This window comes from Xanthomonas sp. WHRI 1810A (assembly GCF_040202885.1).
Taxonomy (GTDB): domain Bacteria; phylum Pseudomonadota; class Gammaproteobacteria; order Pseudomonadales; family Pseudomonadaceae; genus Aquipseudomonas.
In genome coordinates, this window is the sequence record NZ_JBEGED010000030.1 from 12,245 (window position 1) to 32,893 (window position 20,649).

Consider the following 20,649-nt stretch of genomic DNA (forward strand, 5'->3'; position numbering starts at 1 on the left):
CGGGGTTCCTGTTCAACCCGCACCTCGTGCTAGCATTCGCGCCTATGAAGTTTCCAAGCAAAGTCATCAGCGGTTTTCTCCTTGTATTCTCCAGTGTTACGGCGTTCGGCGCCGACCAGCTGGACGTGCGGATCAAGCCTTCCAACGCAGCGCTCAAAGCCAACATCGAAGGGTACGTGGGCGATCTCGGCGAGCGCGATGAACGTGCCCTCGAGCGCTTCAGCGTGGGGGCCGTCGAACAGGCGCAGAAAGCCGCGCAGGCCCTGGGTTATTACCAGGCGCAGATCGAAACCGAGATCAAGACCTCGGGCAATGCCCCCCGCCTGGTCCTCCATGTTCAGCCCGGCGAACCCATCCATCTGCGCAACGTCACGCTGCGCATCGATGGGCCCGCCAGCCAGCTCAAAGCCTTCAAACTCCCTAAAAGCGACGCACTGAAAACCGGTGCGGTGCTCAACCACGGCCATTACGACGACGCCAAGCGCCTGATCCAGAATCAGGCCGCGCGTTACGGATTCTTCAACGGCCGTTTCACCACCCAGCGCCTGTCCGTGGACCCGCGTGCCGGGGTGGCCGATATCGAACTGGTCTACGACAGCGGCCCGCGATTCTCCCTGGGCAAAGTGTCCTTCAGCGGCGACGCACCCTTTGACGACGATCTGCTCAAGCGCATGGTGCCGTTCAAGGAAAACACCCCCTACGACTCCGAGCTGATCGCCGAACTCAACCAGGCCATGCAGGCCAGCGGTTATTTCGAGGGCGTGCGGGTCGATGCCACGCCGACGTCCGCGCAAGGCCAGGTGATTCCCGTTGAAGTGCAGCTGGAGACCCGCAAACCGAGGACCATGGGCCTGGGCCTGGGCTATTCCACGGACGTCGGGCCCCGCGCCAAAGCCAACTGGACCCGTCATTGGGTCAATGCCCAGGGCCACAGTTACGGCGCCGAAATGGAGTTGTCGGCACCCCGGCAGAATGTCGGGCTGTGGTACGACGTGCCCCTTGATCCACCGCTGACCGACAAGCTGCGGTTCGCCGGCGGCTATCAGTATGAAGAAATCGCCGACACCGACAGCCTCAGCAAACTGCTGACGGTGGGCCCCGAGTGGCACAGCAAGTTGCCCAGCGGCTGGGAACGCGTGATCTCCCTGAAATGGCAGCGCGAGGAGTATCGACTGGGCAACGACGCCGGCTTGAGCACCTTGCTCATGCCGGGCATCAGTTATTCCTATTTGCGCAGTGATAACCGCATCGACCCGCGCAACGGCTATCGGCTGCAGTTCGACACCCAGGTGGCGAAAGAGGGGCTGGGGTCAGACGCCAATCTGGTTTACGGCACCGCCCTGGTCAAAGGCCTGACCACGGTCTGGCAGAACCACCGCTTCCTGGGCCGCGTGCAGGTCGGCGGCAGCGCCACCAACGGCTATAAATCGATTCCGCCGTCGCTGCGGTTTTTTGCCGGTGGTGACCAGAGCGTGCGCGGTTACGACTATCAGTCGCTGTCTCCGGAAAACTCCGATGGCGACAAGATCGGCGGTCGGTACATGGTGTCCGCCAGCGCCGAATACCAGTATTCCATCGCTGAAAAGTGGCGCATCGCGACCTTCGTCGATCAGGGCAACTCCTTCAACAACCTTGAGTTGCCGAGCCTGAAAACCGGGGTCGGCATCGGTATTCGCTGGGTGTCGCCGGTGGGGCCTCTGCGCCTGGATCTGGCGCACGCACTCGATGATGACGGCGGCATTCGTCTGCACTTCTCCATGGGACCTGAACTGTGACGAACAGCGCTCGCCTGAAACGGGTCGCGATCATCAGCGCGATCACTCTTGTGGCACTGCTGGCATTGTTGGTGGCCAGCGTGCTGGGCACCCAGGCCGGCAGCCGCTGGGCGCTGGGGTTGGTGCCGGGCTTGCAAGTGGACAATTTTGCCGGCCACCTGGGCGGGCAATGGCGCGCCGATCATCTGCTCTGGGAGCAGGGCGCGAACAAGGTTGAAGTCGACGCGCCGGTCTTTGACTGGTCGCCGGGATGCCTGACGCGCATGACCCTGTGCATCGACACGCTCAAGGCCGGTGACATCCGGCTGCGGTTTGCGCCCTCGGTGGACGAGGCCCCCAGCGGGCCGATCCGTTTGCCCGACCTGAAAATCCCCTTGGCCATCGAACTGGGCGACGTGCAGGTCGGCAGCGTGCAACTGGATGGCGCCGAACAGCTGCGCGACTTGAAGCTCGCCGCGCACTGGACAGCCGAAGGCCTGAAAATCGATTCGGCGCACCTGCAACGGGATGATCTGATCCTGGACCTCACCGGGCTGCTCAAGCCCGAAGCGGACTGGCCGCTGACCGCACAGGGCCAGTTGCAGTTGCCGCCGGTGGCCGGCCAACCGTTGTCGCTGGCATTGACCCTCGAAGGCGATCTGCTGAAAACCCTCAAGCTCAATGCCCAGAGCAGCGGCTACCTCAACGCCCGACTCGTGGGTGAGCTGCAACCGCTGGCGGACAACCTGCCCGCCGAGCTGACCATCACCTCGGAGCAGTTCACGCCGGCGGCCGACCTGCCCGAGACCCTGAAACTCAACCAGCTCACGCTCAACGCCAAGGGTGACCTTGCCCGCGGTTACGCGATCCTCGGACAGGCCAGCCTGCCCGCCGAACACGGTCCGATCACCCTGGCGCTGCAAGGCAAAGTGGATGCCAAGGGCGCCGACATCGCGGCCATCGACCTGGCCTCCAGCGCCGAACAGCGGCTCAAGCTGAGTGGCAAGGTCGATTGGCAAAAAGGCCTGAAGGCCGACGCGACAATCGACTGGCTGGACTTCCCGTGGCACCGCCTCTATCCGGTGATCGCCGAGCCGGACGTAAAGGTGCACACCTTCAATGGCGAAGTGTCGTACACCGACGGCCACTACCTGGGCAACTTCTCTGGAGACTTCACCGGTCCCGCCGGGCCGTTCAGCCTCAAGAGCCCGTTCAGTGGTGATTTGCAGCAGGTCTTCCTGCCGCAGCTGGAACTGGTCGCAGGCAAGGGCAAGGCAAGCGGGCATCTGAATCTGCAGTTTGCTGACGGCATCGCTTGGGACACGGCGCTGGACCTCAGCGCGTTCGACCCTTCCTACTGGGTGGCCGAACTACCCGGCACCTTGGCCGGACCGTTGCGCAGCAAAGGCTCATTGAAGAACGGGCAACTGAACCTCAACGCAGACCTCGACCTCAGCGGCCGTTTGCGCGGTCAGCCTGCGGTGTTGCAGACCAAGGCCGATGGCGCGGGTGACAAGTGGACTGTCAGCGCACTGAACATCGGGCTGGGTGACAACCGGATTCAGGGCAGCGGCAGCCTGCAACAGAAGCTCGCCGCGCAGCTGGACATCAACCTGCCGCGGCTCGGTCAATTGTGGCCAGGGTTGCAAGGCCAGGCCAAAGGACGGCTCGACCTGGCCGGGACGCTCCAGGCGCCGCAAGGCCAGTTTGCCCTCAACGGCACACAACTGGCCTTTCAAGAGAACCGCCTGCAATCCCTGGCGGTGACCGCCAAGGTGGATGGCGCGCAGCGCGCGGTCATTGACCTGAAAACCGTGGGCATACAGGCTGGCGACACCGCGCTGGGCACGCTGACGCTGAACGGGCAGGGCGACATCAAGCGCCAGCAAGTGAAACTCGATCTGCAGGGGCCATTGCTCAAACTGGCCCTGGCGCTGGACGGCAACCTGGACAAGGGCAACTGGCGCGGCCGACTGGCCAGCGGCGACATCCAGACCGGCGGCCAGGACTGGCGCCTGCAGCAGCCGGCCAGCCTGGAGCGTCTGGCCGATGGCAGGATCAACTTCGGCGCCCACTGCTGGCGATCCGGGCCGGCCAGCCTGTGTGGCGAAGACCAGCGCCTCATGCCGGAACCCCGCCTGCGTTATCACCTCAAGCAGTTCCCGCTGGAAAGCCTGGCGCAGTGGCTGCCCAAGGATTTTGCCTGGAAGGGCGCGCTCAATGCCGATGTGCAGCTGGACCTGCCGGCTTCCGGCCCCAACGGCCAACTGACGGTGGACGCCAGTGGCGGGACGTTGCGAGTCCGCGAGAAGCAGCAGTGGCTGGATTTTCCCTATGACACCCTCAAGCTGACCAGCACCTTCAAGCCCAAGCGGGTCGATGCCAATCTGGATTTCAGGGGTGGGAAACTGGGGTCGTTGCGCCTGAACGCCACCATCGATCCGCTGGCCCAGGACAAGACCGTCACCGGCGATTTCAACCTGTCCGGCCTTGACCTGTCCGTGGCACGGCCCTTCGTGCCGGTGGTGGAAAAACTCAACGGCCGGCTCAATGGCAGCGGGCGTATTTCCGGCGGGCTGCTGGCGCCGCAGGTCAATGGCAACGTGGTGCTGAGCGAGGGCGAGGTGTCGGGGCCGGAACTGCCGGTGAGCCTGGAACAACTCAATGTGCAAGCGCTCATCGCCGGCGAAAGCGTTCAGTTGCAAGGCCGCTGGAACAGTGGCGCGAACGGGCAGGGCACGCTGTCCGGACAGATCGGCTGGGCCCAGGGCCTTGACGTGGACCTGGCGGTCAAAGGCTCGCGCTTGCCGATCACCGTCGAACCCTACGCCAAGCTTGAAGCCGCGCCGGACCTGAAGATCGCCCTGCAGGGCGACAAACTCGCGGTGTCCGGCAAAGTGCTCATCCCCACGGGGGATATCCTGATCCGCCAGCTGCCGCCGTCTACGGTCAAGGTGTCCGACGACACCGTGATCGTTGGCCAGCAGACCAAGGCCGGCAAGCCGCCCATGGCGATTGCCATGGACATCGACGTTGAAGTGGGCAAGGACAAACTGACCTTCACCGGCTTTGGCCTGACCGCCAATCTGGCCGGGCGCGTGCACATCGGCGACAACCTCGACACACGGGGTGAACTGAACCTCAACGACGGCCGCTACCGGGCCTATGGCCAGCGGTTGACCATTCGCAAGGCGCGCCTGCTGTTCGCAGGGCCCATCGACCAGCCGTATCTGGACATTGAAGCCATTCGCCAGACCGACGACGTCATTGCCGGTATCCGTCTCACCGGCAGCGCCGAACAACCGACCACGGTGGTGTTCTCGGAACCGGCGATGAGCCAGGAGCAGGCGCTGTCGTACCTGGTGCTGGGACGCCCATTGAGCACCAACGGCGAAGACAGCAACATGATGGCGCAGGCCGCACTGGCCCTCGGGTTGGCGGGCAGCTCTGGAACCGCAGGCAAGTTGGCCACCGATCTGGGGATCAAGGATTTTGAACTGGACACCTCAGGCAGCGGCGATGAAACGTCCGTGGTCGCCAGCGGCAAGATCACCGACAAGCTCAGCTTGCGTTACGGCGTTGGCGTCTTCGAGCCGGCCAATACCCTGACCTTGCGTTACCTGTTGAGCAAGAAGGTGTACCTGGAAGTGGCCGGCGGCGTGGCGAGTTCGCTGGACATCTTCTACAAACGGGATTTTTGACCAGCGCACGGCACTCGCCTATCAATGCGAAGCTGTAGGCGCCAACGTGTTGGCGAAGCGGCAGATCAGGTGTGTCAATCAGCACGCTTCGCGAACAAGTTCGCTCCTACAGACATCCCAAGGACCTGCACCTGTAGGAGCGCGCTTGCCCGCGATGGTGTTTCGGCCACCACAGATGTGCGGGCTGTTACACCGAGATCGCGGGCAAGCGCGCTCCTACACGGGTTGATCGCTGATCAACCATTCACCAACTTCAACCCCGCCTCCGGGTATCGCCCGCCCGCGACGGCATTCACCGGGAACAGGTCCTTGAGTGCCTGGAGCTCATCGCCGCCGAGGGTGATGTCCAGCGCCGCGACGTTTTCTTCCAGGTATTTGCGCTGCTTGGTGCCCGGAATCGGAATCACGTCGTTGCCCTGGGCCAGCACCCAGGCCAGCGCCAGTTGCCCGGCGGTGACGCCTTTGTCCGCTGCCAGTTGCTGCACCTTCTGCACCAGTACCAGTTTCCTGGTGAAGTTCTCACCCTGAAAGCGCGGGCTGTTGCGGCGGTAGTCGTCGGCGGCGAAATCGTCCGGGCTTTTCAGGGTACCGGTGAGAAAACCACGGCCCAGCGGGCTGTAGGGCACAAACGCGATGCCCAGCCGGCGGCAGGTGTCCAGCACGCCGTTTTCTTCGGGGTCGCGGCTCCACAGGGAGTATTCGGTTTGCAGGGCGGCGATGGGGTGCACGGCCTGCGCGCGTTCCAGGGTGGCGGCCGAGGCTTCACTCAGGCCCAGGTAACGCACCTTGCCTTCCTTGACCAGTTCGGCCATGGCACCGACCGATTCCTTGATCTGGATCTGCGGGTCGATGCGGTGCTGGTAATACAGATCCAATGTGTCGATCTGCAAGCGTTGCAACGTACCTTCGATGGCGCCGCGAATGTACTCGGGGCTGCCGTTCACCCCCCGTGCATTGGGGTTGTTGGGGTCGCGCACCATGCCGAACTTGCTGGCCAGAAACACTTGATCGCGTTTGCCTTCCAGCGCTTTGCCGAGCAATTCCTCGTTGGTATAGGGGCCGTACATGTCGGCGGTGTCGAGCAGCGTCACCCCCAGTTCAAGCGCACGATGGAGCGTGGAGATGGATTCCCGGGTGTCAGCGCCCGTGGTGTAGAAGTCGGTCATGCCCATGCAGCCCAGGCCGAGGGCTGACACCTGGGGTCCGTTCTTGCCGAGTTGACGCGTTTGCATGAAGGATTCCTCGTTGAACGTGCGATGAAACAGAAAGGGTCAATACGCCCGACCATTGTTAAGCCTCGACAGAACCGGAATAAACCGGCTAAAAGTGCTTTCACTGTTTGGATTTTCTACATAAACCGCCAGCACCCCGCAGCCGTTTACCATCGAGGAATCGCTTTGGACAAATTCAACGCCATGCGCGTCTTCACCCGGATCGTTGAGCTGGGCGGGTTCGCCAAGGCCGCCGATGACCTGCACATGCCCCGCGCCTCGGTGACCATCCTGATCAAGCAACTGGAGGCGCACCTGGGCGTGCAGTTGCTGCAGCGCACCACGCGGCAGGTCAGCCCGACTTTGGACGGCCAGGCGTACTATCAGCGCTGTGTCACGCTGCTCAGCGATCTGGAAGAAACCGAAAACGCCTTCTCCGCCATTGGCAGCGCACCCAAAGGCGTGTTGCGCATCGACATGCCGGCCGGGTTCGGGCGCTTGATCGTGATGCGTGCCCTGCCGGAATTCACGGACCGCTACCCGCAGATCGAGCTGGAAGTGGGCATGACTGACCGCCCTGTGGATTTGATCCGGGAAGGGGTCGATTGCGTGATCCGCGGTGGCCAGTCGCTGGATCAGTCGCTGGTCGCCCGGCCGCTGGCGCACATGCGTCAGGTGGTCTGCGCCAGTCGGGAGTACCTGGCGCGTCATGGCACGCCGTTGACCCTGGACGACCTGAGGCAGCACAAGGTGATCGAATACTTTTCCAGCGGCGCGAACAAACGCTACGGGCTGGAATTCATCATCGACGGTCAGGAGCGGGAAGTGAGCATGGCCAGGGCGTTGTCGATCAACAGTGCCGATGGGTATCTGGCCGCCTGCGAAGCCGGTTACGGCCTGGTGCAGACGCCGTACTATCACGTCGCGCCGTCCTTGCGCAGCGGCACGCTGGTGGAAGTGCTGGGGGATTTTTCCCAGCCTTCGCTGCCGTTGACCGCGCTGTATCCGGCGCATCGGCAGATGTCGCGGCGGGTGAGGGTATTCGTTGACTGGCTGGTGGAGCTGTGTCGCCGGCCCGGTCTTCTGGACAAGCTCGACGACGACCAGTAAGGGCCGAACAAAATCGCGTCCGGGCATAGGTCTCGACACGCTTTCGTGGTTAACTTCCGGTTTTTCAACCTCCCAGATTCGTAACCCAGATCAAGGACTCAGCTCATGGCTCAAGTGACTCGTCGCGGTAACCCGGTTCAGATCAAAGGTGAATTGCCAGCGGTGGGCAGCACCGCACCTGCCTTCACCCTCGTGGGTGGTGATCTGGCAGATGTCACCCTGGAAAGCTTCGCCGGCAAGCGCAAGGTGCTGAACATTTTCCCGAGTGTCGACACCCCGACCTGCGCCACCTCGGTGCGCAAATTCAATGCCCAGGCCAACGACCTGAACAACGCCGTGGTGCTGTGCATTTCCGCTGACCTGCCGTTTGCCCAGGCCCGCTTCTGTGGTGCTGAAGGCCTGGAAAACGTGAAGAACCTGTCCACCATGCGCGGTGCCGGGTTCATGGAAGCCTACGGTGTCGCCATCGCTGACGGCCCCATGGCCGGCCTGACCACCCGCGCGGTGGTGGTGCTCGATGAACAGAACAAAGTGCTGCACAGTGAACTGGTGCCCGAGATCGGCCAGGAGCCGGATTACGATGCGGCACTGGCGGTATTGAAGTAACGGCCGATAACTACCGGACACGTGTTGCAACATGTCGCCGGTTACGCCGCAGCACACTCTGGTAATACTTGGCGGCCTGACCTGTTCAGGCCGTTTTCATTTACCCGTCAGCACGTTAACGAAGTAAGCACTGGGTAAATTGCCGGTAAAGCCGCTTTGCTTGGCACGTCACTATGCTTATTGTTCAGCCTCCCGAAGACGCTCACGCGCACACTGGTTGATTTATACATGCAATCGTCTGGCCCTCGTAACTCCCGTCGTTGGCTGATCAGCCTGTTGGTTCTATTGATCATTGCGGGTCTGTGCTGGTGGTTCTGGCCCCGCGCATCATTGCCGTCAGGCAGCACCGCTCACACCGATGCAGCCGCCCAGGGCGTGGGCCGCAAGGCCGGTGGCAAGACCGTCGCCAACCGGCCGGGCTTCGGCGGCGCGACCGCGCCGATCCCGGTGCGGGTGGCCCCGGCGACCACCGGTGATTTCCCGATCTACTACAAAGCACTGGGCACCGTCACGGCGATGAACACCATCAATGTGCGCAGCCGCGTGGCCGGGGAGCTGGTCAAGCTCAACTTCCAGGAAGGGCAAATGGTCAAGGCCGGCGACCTGCTGGCACAAATCGACCCGCGCAGCTACGAGATTGCCCTGCAACAGGCGCAAGGCACGCTGATGCAGAATCAGGCGCTGCTCAAGAACGCGCAGATCGACGTGCAGCGTTATCGCGGGCTGTATAAGGAAGACAGCATCGCCAAGCAGACCCTGGACACCGCCGAATCCCTGGTCGGTCAATACCAGGGCACTATCCAGACCAACCAGGCCGCCGTTGGCGACGCCAGACTGAATCTGGATTTCGCACAGATCCGTGCGCCGATCTCGGGGCGCATCGGCTTGCGTCAACTGGACGTCGGCAACCTGGTTGCCGCCAACGACACCAACCCGCTGGCGGTCATCACCCAGACCAAACCCATCACGGTGAATTTCACCCTGCCGGAGAAAGACCTCTCGGTGGTCATCAGCCGATATCGCAGTGGCGACAAACTGCCAGTGGAAGCCTGGGACCGTGGTGACACAAAGCTGCAATCGACCGGCGTGCTCGCCAGCCTCGACAACCAGATCGACATCACCACCGGCACCCTGAAATTCAAGGCGCGCTTCGATAACCAGGACGAAGTGCTGTTCCCCAACCAGTTCGTCAACGTGCGCCTGCGCGCCGACACCCTGAAACAGGTGGTGCTGGTGCCGACGGCGGCCGTGCAGTTCGGGGTCAACGGCACCTTCGTCTACGTGCTCGACGGCGACAAGAAGGTCAAGATCCGTGCCTTGAAAACCGGGGCCAGCGACGAAACCTCTACCGTCATCAGCGAAGGCCTCGCCGCCGGCGACCGTGTGGTGCTGGAAGGCACCGACCGCCTCAAGGACGGCAGCGACGTGGAAGTGGTCAGCGACAGCAAGGACGTGCCGGTCACGCCGGGCCAGCATCTGCAGGGTCAGCCGTCCAAGGAAGCAGGCGAGTCGGCGGCCAGCGGTTCCGCGAAGAAAGACGACGTATGAACCTGTCGCGCCTGTTTATCCTGAGGCCGGTCGCCACCACGCTGAGCATGCTGGCGATCGTGCTGTCAGGCCTGATCGCCTACACGCTGCTGCCGGTCTCGGCATTACCGCAGGTGGATTATCCGACCATCCGGGTGATGACGCTGTACCCCGGCGCCAGCCCGCAAGTGATGACCAGCGCGGTGACCGCGCCGCTGGAGCGCCAGTTCGGGCAGATGCCGGGCCTGACGCAGATGGCGTCCACCAGTTCCGGCGGCGCGTCGGTGATTACGCTGCGCTTTAGCCTTGAGATCAACATGGACGTCGCCGAGCAGGAGGTGCAGGCCGCGATCAACGGCGCGACCAACCTGTTGCCCACCGACTTGCCCGCGCCGCCCACCTACAACAAGGTCAACCCGGCCGACACTCCGGTGCTGACCCTGGCGATCACGTCCAAGACCATGCTCTTGCCCAAACTCAATGATCTGGTCGATACACGCATGGCGCAGAAGATCGCTCAGATCAGCGGCGTCGGCATGGTCAGCATTGCCGGCGGCCAGCGCCAGGCCGTGCGGATCAAGGTCAATCCCGAAGCCCTCGCGGCCAACGGCCTGAACCTGGCCGACGTGCGCACGCTGGTCAGCGCCTCCAACGTCAACACGCCCAAGGGTAACTTCGACGGCCCGACCCGGGTGTCGATGCTGGACGCCAATGACCAGCTCCGCTCGCCCGAGGAATACGCCAACCTGATTCTGGCGTACGCCAACGGCGGCCCCCTGCGGCTCAAGGACGTGGCGCAAATCGTCGACGGTGCGGAAAACGACCGCCTTGCGGCCTGGGCCAATGAAAACCAGGCGGTGCTACTCAACATCCAGCGTCAGCCCGGCGCCAACGTGATCGAAGTGGTCGACCGGATCAAGGCGCTGCTGCCCAGCATCACCGACAACCTGCCTGCCGGGCTGGACGTCACGGTGCTGACCGACCGCACGCAGACGATCCGCGCCTCGGTCACCGATGTGCAACACGAATTGCTGATTGCCATTGTGTTGGTGGTGCTGGTCACGTTCCTGTTCCTGCGCCGTTTCAGCGCGACGATCATCCCCTCGGTTGCCGTGCCGCTGTCGCTGATCGGTACGTTCGGTGTGATGTATCTGGCCGGCTTCTCAGTGAACAACCTGACACTGATGGCCATGACCATCGCCACCGGCTTCGTGGTGGACGACGCCATCGTCATGCTGGAGAACATTTCCCGGCACCTGGAGGAGGGCGAGACACCGCTGCAGGCCGCACTCAAAGGCGCCAGGCAGATCGGCTTCACCCTGATTTCCCTGACCATCTCCCTGATCGCGGTGCTGATTCCGCTGCTGTTCATGGCCGACGTCGTCGGGCGCCTGTTCCGCGAGTTCGCCATCACCCTGGCGGTGGCGATCCTGATTTCCCTGGTGGTGTCCCTGACGCTGACGCCGATGATGTGCGCGCGCCTGCTCAAGAAAGAACCGAAGGAAGAGGATCAAGGGCGCTTCTACCGCGCCAGCGGGGCGTGGATCGACTGGCTGATCGCCGGTTACGGCCGTGGCCTGCGCTGGGTGCTCAGGCATCAGCCGCTGACCCTGCTGGTGGCCATCGCGACCCTGGGCATCACGGTGCTGCTGTACCTGGTGGTGCCCAAGGGTTTCTTCCCGGTGCAGGACACCGGCGTGATCCAGGGCATTTCCGAAGCGCCGCAGTCGGTGTCGTTCGCCGCCATGAGCGAGCGTCAACAATCCCTGGCCCACATCATCCTGCAAGACCCGGCCGTGGTCAGCCTGTCGTCCTACATCGGCGTCGATGGCGACAACGCCACGCTCAACAGCGGCCGTCTGCTGATCAACCTCAAGCCCCATACGGAGCGGGATCTGAGCGCTGCACAGGTCATTCAGCGCCTGCAACCGCAGCTGGACAGCCTGTCGGGGATCCGCATTTACATGCAGCCGGTGCAGGACCTGACCATCGAGGACCGGGTCAGCCGCACCCAGTACCAGTTCAGCATGTCGTCGCCGGATTCCGACCTGCTCGCCGAGTGGAGCACGAAGCTGGGGGAGGCGTTGAGTCAGCGCCCGGAACTGACCGATGTCGCCAGCGACTTGCAGGACAAAGGCCTGCAGGTCTACCTCAACATCGACCGCGACGCCGCCAGCCGGCTGGGGGTCACGGTGGCCAACATCACCGACGCCTTGTACGACGCGTTCGGTCAGCGGCAGATTTCCACCATCTACACCCAGGCCAGTCAGTACCGGGTGGTGCTGCAAGCGGCGTCCGGCAATGAAATCGGCCCACAGGCCCTTGAGCAGATTCACGTCAAGACCACCGACGGCGGGCAGGTCAAGCTGTCGAGCCTGGCCCGGGTCGAGCAGCGTCAGGCGCAGTTGGCCATTGCCCACATCGGCCAGTTCCCGGCGGTGATGATGTCCTTCAACCTGGCGCCCGGGGTGGCGCTAGGCAAGGCGGTGGACATCATCGATCAAGTGCAAAAGGACATCGGCATGCCCATCGGCGTGCAGACGCAATTCCAGGGCGCCGCCGAAGCGTTCCAGGCCTCTTTGTCCAGCACGCTGTTGCTGGTGCTGGCGGCGGTGGTGACCATGTACATCGTGCTGGGCGTGTTGTACGAAAGCTACATTCACCCGATCACCATCCTGTCGACCCTGCCGTCCGCCGCGATTGGCGCTTTGCTGGCGTTGCTCATCAGCGGCAATGACCTGGGGATGATCGCGATCATCGGTATCATCCTGCTGATCGGCATCGTGAAGAAGAACGCGATCATGATGATCGACTTCGCACTGGACGCCGAACGCAACCGCGGCGTCGATCCCGCCACCGCCATCTACGAAGCGGCACTGCTGCGCTTCCGGCCAATTCTGATGACGACCCTGGCGGCGCTGTTTGGCGCCATCCCCCTGATGTTCGCCAGCGGCTCCGGTGCCGAACTGCGCCAGCCGCTGGGTCTGGTGATGGTCGGCGGCTTGCTGGTGAGCCAGGTGCTGACGCTGTTTACTACGCCCGTCATTTATCTGTATTTCGATCGGTTGGGGCGTCGGTTTGCGCGTCAACCGAAGACCGAGGTGGCGGGGTGACGGGCCAGCTGCAAGCTGCAAGCTTCAAGCCGCAAGCTAGAAGCAGGACTGCGCACGCCGACGCTTTTGCTTCTGCTGCTACTTGCCGCTTGCAGCTTGAAGCCTGGAGCTGCTTCAAATGAACCTCTCCGGCCCCTTCATCAAGCGCCCCGTGGCGACCATGCTCCTCAGCCTGGCCATCATGCTGCTGGGCGGGATGAGTTTTGGTCTGTTGCCGGTGTCGCCGCTGCCGAATATGGATTTTCCGGTGATCGTGGTCTCGGCGTCGCTGCCCGGGGCCAGCCCGGAGATCATGGCGTCCAGCGTGGCGACGCCGCTGGAGCGATCGTTGGGCTCCATTGCCGGGGTCACCACCATGAGCAGCCGGTCCAGCCAGGGCAGTACGCGGGTCATCCTGCAATTTGACCTGGACCGGGACATCAACGGCGCCGCGCGCGAGGTGCAGGCGGCGATCAACGCCTCGCGCAGCCTCTTGCCCAGCGGTATGCGCAGCATGCCCACCTACACCAAGGTCAATCCGTCACAGGCGCCGATCATGGTCCTGTCGCTGACCTCCAGCGTGCTGGAAAAAGGCCAGCTGTACGACCTGGCCTCGACCATCCTGTCGCAAAGCCTGTCCCAGGTGAACGGCGTCGGTGAAGTGCAGATCGGTGGCAGCTCCCTGCCGGCAGTGCGCATCGAGCTGGAGCCGAAGATGCTCGACCAGTACGGCGTATCGCTGGACGAGGTGCGCAAGACCATCACCGATTCCAACGTCCGCCGTCCGAAAGGCTCGGTGGAAAACGATGAGCATAACTGGCAGGTGCAGGCCAACGACCAGCTGGAAAAGGCCAAGGATTACGAGTCGCTGATCATCCGCTACCAGGACGGCGCCACCCTGCGCCTCAAGGACGTGGCCACCGTCCGGGATTCGGTGGAAGACCGCTACAACAGCGGTTTCTTCAACGAAAACGCGGCTGTCCTGCTGGTGGTCAACCGCCAGGCCGGGGCCAATATCATTGAGACCGTGGCCAACATTAAGGCCCAGCTCCCGGCACTGCAGGCGGTGTTGCCGGCCAGCGTCAAGCTGGACCTGGCCATGGACCGCTCGCCGGTGATCAAGGCCACGCTGCACGAAGCGGAAATGACCCTGCTGATCGCCGTGGTGCTGGTGATCCTGGTGGTGTTCGCGTTCCTCGGCAACTTCCGCGCCGCGTTGATCCCGACCCTGGCGGTGCCGGTGTCACTGGTGGGCACGTTCGCGATCATGTACCTGTGCGGTTTTTCGCTGAACAACCTGTCGCTGATGGCGCTGATTCTGGCCACGGGCCTGGTGGTGGATGATGCCGTCGTGGTGCTGGAGAACATCTCCCGGCACATCGACAAGGGCGTGCCCCCCATGGAGGCCGCTTACCTGGGCGCGAAGGAAGTGGGCTTCACGCTGCTGTCGATGAACGTGTCACTGGTGGCCGTGTTCATCTCGATCCTGTTCATGGGCGGCCTGGTGGAAAGCCTGTTCCGCGAATTTTCCATCACCTTGTCGGCCTCCATCGTGGTGTCGCTGATCGTTTCGCTGACCCTGACCCCGATGCTGTGCGCGCGCTGGCTCAAGCCCCACGTACCGGGCCAGGAAAATCGTTTGCAACAGTGGAGCCGGCGCGTCAATGACCGCATGGAGGCCGGCTACGACCGCAGCCTGGGCTGGGCGTTGAAGCACCGTCGCCTGACGCTGCTGACACTGCTGCTCACGGTCGGTGTGAACATCGCGTTGTACATCGTGGTGCCCAAGACGTTCCTGCCGCAGCAGGACACCGGGCAACTGGTGGGTTTCGTGCGGGGGGACAACGGCCTGTCGTTCTCGATCATGCAGCCGAAAATGGACATCTACCGCACCGCGATCCTCAAGGACCCGGCCGTGGAAAGCGTGGCCGGTTTCATCGGCGGCAATGGCGGCACCGGCAACGCGTTCATCATCGTGCGCCTGAAGCCGATCAAGGAACGCGGGATCGGCGCCGAAGCGGTGGTGGAGCGCCTGCGCAAGGAAATGCCCCAAGTGGCGGGCGGACGGCTGTTCCTGCAGCCTGATCAGGATTTGCAACTGGGGGGCGGCCGCGAGCAGACCACCTCGCAGTATCAGTACATCCTCCAGAGCGGCGACCTGGACAGCTTGCGCCTGTGGTACCCGAAAGTGGTGGCTGCGCTGAAGTCGGTCAAGGAGCTGACGGCCATCGACGCCAATGACGGCGGTTGCACGCAGCAGGTGACGCTGCAAGTGGACCGCGACGCGGCCAAGCGTCTGGGCATTGACATGAACATGGTCACCACCGTGCTCAATAACGCGTACAGCCAGCGCCAGGTCTCGACGATCTACGACCCGCTCAACCAGTACAAGGTGGTGATGGAGGTCAATCCCAAATACGCCCAGGATCCGGCGACGCTGGAGCAGGTCCAGGTGATCACCGCCGATGGCGCACGGGTGCCGCTCTCGACCTTTGCCCATTACGAGCGCAGCCTCGCTCAGGACCGGGTGGTGCACGACGGGCAGTTTGCCTCCGACAACATTTCGTTTGACCTGGCCGAGGGGGCGTCTCTTGATCAGGCCACCGTCGCCATCGAGCGCGCGGTGGCGGCGGTCGGTTTGCCCGAGAACGTCATCGCTAAGATGGCCGGCACCGCCAATGCCTTCGCCGCGACCCAGAAAAGCCAGCCGTGGATGATCCTTGGCGCACTGGTGGCGGTGTATCTGGTGCTGGGGATTCTGTATGAGAGCTACGTCCATCCGCTGACCATTCTCTCGACGCTGCCGTCGGCCGGGGTGGGCGCGTTGCTCAGCATCTACCTCACGGGCGGCCAGTTCAGCCTGATCTCGCTGCTGGGGATCTTCCTGTTGATCGGCGTGGTGAAGAAGAACGCCATCCTGATGATCGACCTTGCGCTGCAACTGGAGCGCGAGGGCGGCATGACCCCGCTGGATTCGATTCGCCACGCGTGCCTGCAACGCCTGCGCCCGATTCTGATGACCACGCTGGCCGCCATCCTCGGCGCCGTGCCGCTGCTGCTGAGCACCGCCGAGGGCGCGGAAATGCGCCATCCGCTGGGCCTGACCATCATCGGCGGTCTGATCCTCAGCCAGATGTTGACCCTGTACACCACCCCTGTCGTTTACCTTTACCTCGACCGTCTGCGCCATCGCGTCAATAAATGGCGCGGCGTGCGCACGGATGCTGCCCTGGAAACTCCGCTATGACCGATTGCCTGCATCCCCCTCTGCAACAGCGGACCCGCGCCTTCAAACGGCGTTTCGGCATGAGTCTGTGCGCGCTGCTGCTGAGCGGCTGCGCCGTGGGCCCGGACTATCACAAGCCCGAGATGCCGGCGCCGGCGCAGTTCAAGCAAGCCCAGGGCTGGACCCAGGCCAACCCCAGCGACGCCTATAACCGGGGCGCGTGGTGGGAGGTCTACAACGACGCGCAGCTCAACGGACTGGTGGAACGTCTCAATCGCTCGAACCAGACCGTCGCCCAGTACGAAGCCCAGTACCGTCAGGCCCAGGCGCTGGTGCGCAGCTCACGGGGTGCGTTCTTCCCGACCCTGGACCTGAGCGCCGGCAAGACCCGCTCCAGTCAGGGCACCGGCAGCAGCAGTTCCAGCCTGAGCAGCTCCAGCAGCGGCATTCGTGACACCTACAACACCCAGCTGGGCGTCAGCTGGGAAGCCGACATCTGGGGCCGATTGCGCCGGGGCCTGGAGGCGGACAAGGCCAATGCCCAGGCCAGCCTCGCCGATCTGGCGTCGATGCGGCTGAGCCTGCAATCTGAGCTGGTGCAGAACTACCTGCAGTTGCGGGTCATCGATGAGCAGAAGCGCGTGCTGGAAGCGACACTGGACGCCTATCAGCGCTCGCTCAACCTGACGCAGAACCAGTACCGCGCCGGGATCTCAGGCCGGGATGCCGTGGCGCAGGCGCAAACTCAGCTCAAGAGTACCCAGGCCGACCTGATCGACCTGGCCTGGCAGCGCGCGCAGTTTGAAAACGCCATCGCGGTGCTGATGGGGCAGGCCCCGGCTGATTTCGATCTGGCCATCAGCAAGGACATTCCGATCCTGCCGCAGATTCCTGTGCAGTTGCCTTCGCAGTTGCTGGAACGACGTCCGGACATTGCCGCCGCCGAGCGCTCGGTGATGTCGGCCAATGCCAACATCGGCGTGGCCAAGGCCGCGTATTACCCGGACCTGACGTTGAGCCTGTCCGGCGGCTACAGCAGCAGCACGGTGGCCAACTGGATCAGCCTGCCCAACCGTTTCTGGTCGGTGGGGCCGCAATTGGCGATGACGCTGTTCGATGGCGGGCAGCGTGCCGCCGAAGTCGACCGCACCGAGGCGGTCTACGATCAGACCGTGGCGCAGTACCGGCAGACCGTGCTCGACGGCTTTCGCGAAGTCGAGGATTACATGGTCCAGCTCAAGATCTACGAGGACGAAGCGGGGGTTCGCGCCGAAGCCCTGGCCGCCGCCCGCGAATCCCTGCGCCTGACCAGCAACCAGTACAAGGCCGGATTGATCGGCTATCTTGATGTAGTCAACGTGCAAACCACGGCGTTGAGTAACGAGCGAAGTGTGCTGAATGTATTGCAAAGCCGTCTGATCGCCAGCGTGCAGTTGATTGCTGCGTTGGGTGGGGGATGGACGACGGAGCAAGGCCTGCGATCGCCGGACCCGCAATTGTCAGAGCGGTAAGCGGTCTCCACTGGCTTATCGCCATCTTCCGACGGATTGACGGGACTTTTTCGTTGCGACAGGTACAATTGCGCACTAATGTTTAGTGCGCTTGCCTTTCCTGTTGCAGTCATGAGTCGTCGCCATGTTGATTGGGCATTACACCGTATCGCTGGTTCTGGTTTCCATCCTCGTCGCCATCCTGGCGTCCTACACCGCGCTTGACCTGACCGGGCGTATCGCCGCGGCCAAGGGGCGGGCGGTGTGGATGTGGGTTGGCGGCGGCGCGTTGTCCATGGGCATCGGCATCTGGTCCATGCATTTTATTGGCATGCTGGCGTTCCAGTTGCCGATCGATCTGGGCTTCGATGTGCCCATCACGCTGTTGTCGCTGGCCGTGGCCATTCTCTCGTCGGGGCTGGCGTTGTGGATTGTGAGCCGTCCCGTGTTGCCCATCGTGCAATTGAGCATGGGCGCGCTGGCCATGGGCGTGGGCATCAGCACCATGCACTACACCGGCATGGCCGCGCTGCGCATGCAGCCGCCCATCGAGTACGACCCCGTCTGGTTCGGCGCCTCGCTGGTGATTGCGGTCAGTGCGTCGGCCGCGGCGTTATGGATTGCGTTTCGCCTGCGCCGTCATTCGAGGTACGTGCAACTCGCCCGCTGCGGCGCGGCGGTGATCATGGGCCTGGCCATCGTCGGCATGCATTACACCGGCATGGCCGCCGCCCATTTTGTCGACGGTAGCGTCTGCGGGGCTTTGCCCAGCGGCCTGCGCACTGACGGCCTCGACAAGCTGGTGCTGGTCACCAGTCTGGCGGTGCTGGCCATCACCTTGCTGAGCTCGATCCTCGACGCACGCCTGGAAGCGCGCACGGCCGAGCTGTCCAGCTCCCTGAGCGACGCCAACCGCGAACTGACCCAACTGGCGTTGCACGACACCTTGACCGGCTTGCCCAATCGGGTGCTGCTGGCCGACCGCATCGAGCAGGCCATGCTCAAGGTGCATGGGCAAGGCGGCCAGTTCGCCCTGATGTTCATGGACCTGGACGGCTTTAAACCGGTGAACGATGCGTTTGGTCACCACGTGGGCGATCAAATGCTGCGGGAAGTGGCGCTGCGCCTGCGCGATAACTTCCATCGTCATGACACCCTGGCGCGGATCGGCGGTGACGAGTTCGTGCTGTTGGTCGAAGTGGACGACGTGGATGATGTCACCACCGTGGCGGCGCGGCAGGTGGCGCTGATCGGCCAGCCGTTCAGTGTCGGCGACCACGACCTGCAGGTCTCGGTGAGCATCGGCATCGCGCTGTACCCCGGCAACGGCCAGACCCAGCAAGAGCTGCTGATGAATGCCGACGCAGCGATGTATCACGCCAAAAGCGCGGGCAAGAACGGCTACAGCTTTTTTGATGCGTCGATGAACAACAACGCCCGCAACCAGTTGCAGCTGCTTCAGGACTTGCGCGTTGCGCTCAGGCAAGGGCAGTTCTGTCTGCACTACCAACCCAAATTCAATGCCGGCGACGGTCAGCCGGTCGGCGCTGAGGCGCTGGTGCGCTGGAACCACCCGGAGCTCGGGCTGCTGATGCCCGATAAATTCATCGCCTTGGCGGAAAAGACCGGACTGATCATCGCCATCGGTGAGTGGGTGCTGAACGAGGCATGCCGGCAGATGCGGGTCTGGTACGACATGGGCAACACCCACTGGCGCATCGCGGTGAACCTCTCGGCGCTGCAGTTCTGCCACACCGGACTGATCCACACCGTGGCCACGGCGTTGAGCCGACACGGCCTGCCGGCTAACAGCCTGACCCTGGAAATCACCGAAACCACCGCCATGAGCGACGCCGACGCCAGCATGGCGGTGCTGCAACAGCTGTCGGAAATGGGCGTGGACTTGTCCATCGACGATTTCGGTACGGGATACTCCAGCCTGATGTACCTCAAGCGCCTGCCGGCCAACGAACTGAAGATCGACCGTGGGTTCGTGCGTGATCTGGAAAACGACAGCGACGACGCCGCCATCGTCTCGGCCATCGTCGCGCTGGGGCAGGCGCTCAACCTGCGGATCGTCGCCGAGGGCGTGGAGACCAGCAGTCAACGCCATTTCCTCACACGCCTGGGCTGTGACTCGCTGCAAGGCTACCTTCTCGGCTACCCACTGCCGCCCGAGCGCTTCATGGCCGACATCTGCGCCGCACGGCTGCAGCCGGTGGAAACCGCGGATTAATCAGTTGCCAGATTGACTGCCGCTGCGCGCCAGATCGCAGACAAGTCAGCTCCCACGCCTGCGGCAGAAGCGGACCTGCCTGCTTCTGATTCTGGCCGCAGGCCGTGGGAGCGTGGCTTGTCCCGCGATGGGGCGCGCAGCGGCCCTGATAGCAGGCGACCGAGGAATGTCAGGCCTAATGCGCTGGCGGATTGACGATCTGTAGGAGCGCGCTCGCCCGCGATTGCAGCGGCGCGGGCGCTGGAGATTCGCTGGCTGTGGCGGCCTCTTCGCCGGCGAGCGCGCTCCTACATGGGTTCATTGCCTGTGCTGCCGCTGCGCGCCAGATCGCGAGCAAGCTCCCTCCCACGCCTTCGGCAGAAGCGGACCTGCGTGCTTCTGATGCTGGCCGCAGGCCGTGGGAGCGCGGCTTGTCTCGCGATGGGGCGCGCAGCGGCCCTGATTGCAGGCGACCAAGGAATGTCAGGCCTAATGCGCTGGCGGATTGACGATCTGTAGGAGCGCGCTTGCCCGCGATTGCAGCGGTGCAGGCGCCTGAGATTCGCTGGCTGTACCGGCCTCTTCGCGGGCAAGCGCGCTCCTACATGGGTTCATTGCCTATGCTGCCGCTGCGCGCCAGATCGCAGACAAGTCAGCTTGTATGGTAGAACCCGAAGGGGTGGGTGGGACTTCAAGTCAGCATCTGACTGTTTGCAG

10 protein-coding genes are annotated in these 20,649 nt (G+C 63.3%); 9 read left to right on the forward strand and 1 reads right to left on the reverse strand.

What is annotated here, in order from left to right; all coding sequences use genetic code 11:
- Positions 1–44 precede the first annotated feature (44 nt).
- Entirely contained in the window at positions 45–1,775 is a 1,731-nt protein-coding gene (locus tag ABQX22_RS26035; protein WP_349802743.1) for an autotransporter assembly complex protein TamA, read from the forward strand.
- On the forward strand, positions 1,772–5,455 hold the full coding sequence (locus tag ABQX22_RS26040) for a translocation/assembly module TamB domain-containing protein (protein ID WP_349802744.1): 3,684 nt from the start codon (positions 1,772–1,774) through the stop codon (positions 5,453–5,455). The genes ABQX22_RS26035 and ABQX22_RS26040 overlap by 4 nt, the downstream gene beginning before the upstream one ends.
- Positions 5,456–5,691: 236 nt before the next feature.
- Here ABQX22_RS26040 and ABQX22_RS26045 read toward each other — a convergent pair whose 3' ends face one another.
- Entirely contained in the window at positions 5,692–6,687 is a 996-nt protein-coding gene (locus tag ABQX22_RS26045; RefSeq protein ID WP_349802745.1) for an aldo/keto reductase, read from the reverse strand.
- 165 nt (positions 6,688–6,852) lie between these two features.
- On the opposite strand from ABQX22_RS26045, the gene ABQX22_RS26050 reads away from it, so the two are divergent.
- From ABQX22_RS26050 to ABQX22_RS26080, 7 genes are all read left to right on the forward strand, one after another.
- Positions 6,853–7,776, forward strand: coding sequence for a LysR family transcriptional regulator (locus tag ABQX22_RS26050; RefSeq protein ID WP_349802746.1), 924 nt, complete (start codon positions 6,853–6,855; stop codon positions 7,774–7,776).
- 105 nt (positions 7,777–7,881) lie between these two features.
- Positions 7,882–8,382 carry a thiol peroxidase gene (tpx, locus tag ABQX22_RS26055; RefSeq protein WP_349802747.1) on the forward strand — a complete coding sequence of 167 codons (501 nt, stop codon included), beginning with the start codon at positions 7,882–7,884 and terminating at the stop codon, positions 8,380–8,382.
- A 228-nt stretch (positions 8,383–8,610) separates the two neighbouring features.
- The gene (locus ABQX22_RS26060) at positions 8,611–9,930 is read left to right on the forward strand and encodes an MdtA/MuxA family multidrug efflux RND transporter periplasmic adaptor subunit (protein ID WP_349802748.1); all 1,320 of its coding nucleotides are present in this window, start codon (positions 8,611–8,613) and stop codon (positions 9,928–9,930) included.
- Positions 9,927–13,022: an MdtB/MuxB family multidrug efflux RND transporter permease subunit gene (locus ABQX22_RS26065; protein WP_349802749.1), complete on the forward strand. Its 3,096-nt coding sequence runs from the start codon at positions 9,927–9,929 to the stop codon at positions 13,020–13,022. The genes ABQX22_RS26060 and ABQX22_RS26065 overlap by 4 nt, the downstream gene beginning before the upstream one ends.
- Before the next feature lie 118 nt (positions 13,023–13,140).
- A complete protein-coding gene (locus ABQX22_RS26070; protein ID WP_349802750.1) occupies positions 13,141–16,248 on the forward strand; it encodes an efflux RND transporter permease subunit in 3,108 nt (1,035 codons plus the stop codon).
- Positions 16,245–17,738 (forward strand): efflux transporter outer membrane subunit, encoded by a 1,494-nt coding sequence (locus ABQX22_RS26075; RefSeq protein ID WP_349802751.1) that lies wholly within the window; start codon positions 16,245–16,247, stop codon positions 17,736–17,738. Before ABQX22_RS26070 ends, ABQX22_RS26075 begins: the two co-directional genes overlap by 4 nt.
- Positions 17,739–17,865: 127 nt before the next feature.
- Positions 17,866–19,953 carry a putative bifunctional diguanylate cyclase/phosphodiesterase gene (locus ABQX22_RS26080; RefSeq protein ID WP_349802752.1) on the forward strand — a complete coding sequence of 696 codons (2,088 nt, stop codon included), beginning with the start codon at positions 17,866–17,868 and terminating at the stop codon, positions 19,951–19,953.
- Positions 19,954–20,649 lie beyond the last annotated feature (696 nt).

What these genes read in the sequence shown, in the direction of transcription:
- ABQX22_RS26065 (WP_349802749.1), top strand. Translation starts at nt 9,927, where the DNA reads ATGAACCTGTCGCGCCTGTTTATCCTGAGGCCGGTCGCCACCACGCTG.
- ABQX22_RS26035 (WP_349802743.1), top strand. Translation starts at nt 45, where the DNA reads ATGAAGTTTCCAAGCAAAGTCATCAGCGGTTTTCTCCTTGTATTCTCC.
- ABQX22_RS26070 (WP_349802750.1), top strand. Translation starts at nt 13,141, where the DNA reads ATGAACCTCTCCGGCCCCTTCATCAAGCGCCCCGTGGCGACCATGCTC.
- ABQX22_RS26045 (WP_349802745.1), bottom strand. Translation starts at nt 6,687, where the DNA reads ATGCAAACGCGTCAACTCGGCAAGAACGGACCCCAGGTGTCAGCCCTC.
- tpx (WP_349802747.1), top strand. Translation starts at nt 7,882, where the DNA reads ATGGCTCAAGTGACTCGTCGCGGTAACCCGGTTCAGATCAAAGGTGAA.
- ABQX22_RS26075 (WP_349802751.1), top strand. Translation starts at nt 16,245, where the DNA reads ATGACCGATTGCCTGCATCCCCCTCTGCAACAGCGGACCCGCGCCTTC.
- ABQX22_RS26060 (WP_349802748.1), top strand. Translation starts at nt 8,611, where the DNA reads ATGCAATCGTCTGGCCCTCGTAACTCCCGTCGTTGGCTGATCAGCCTG.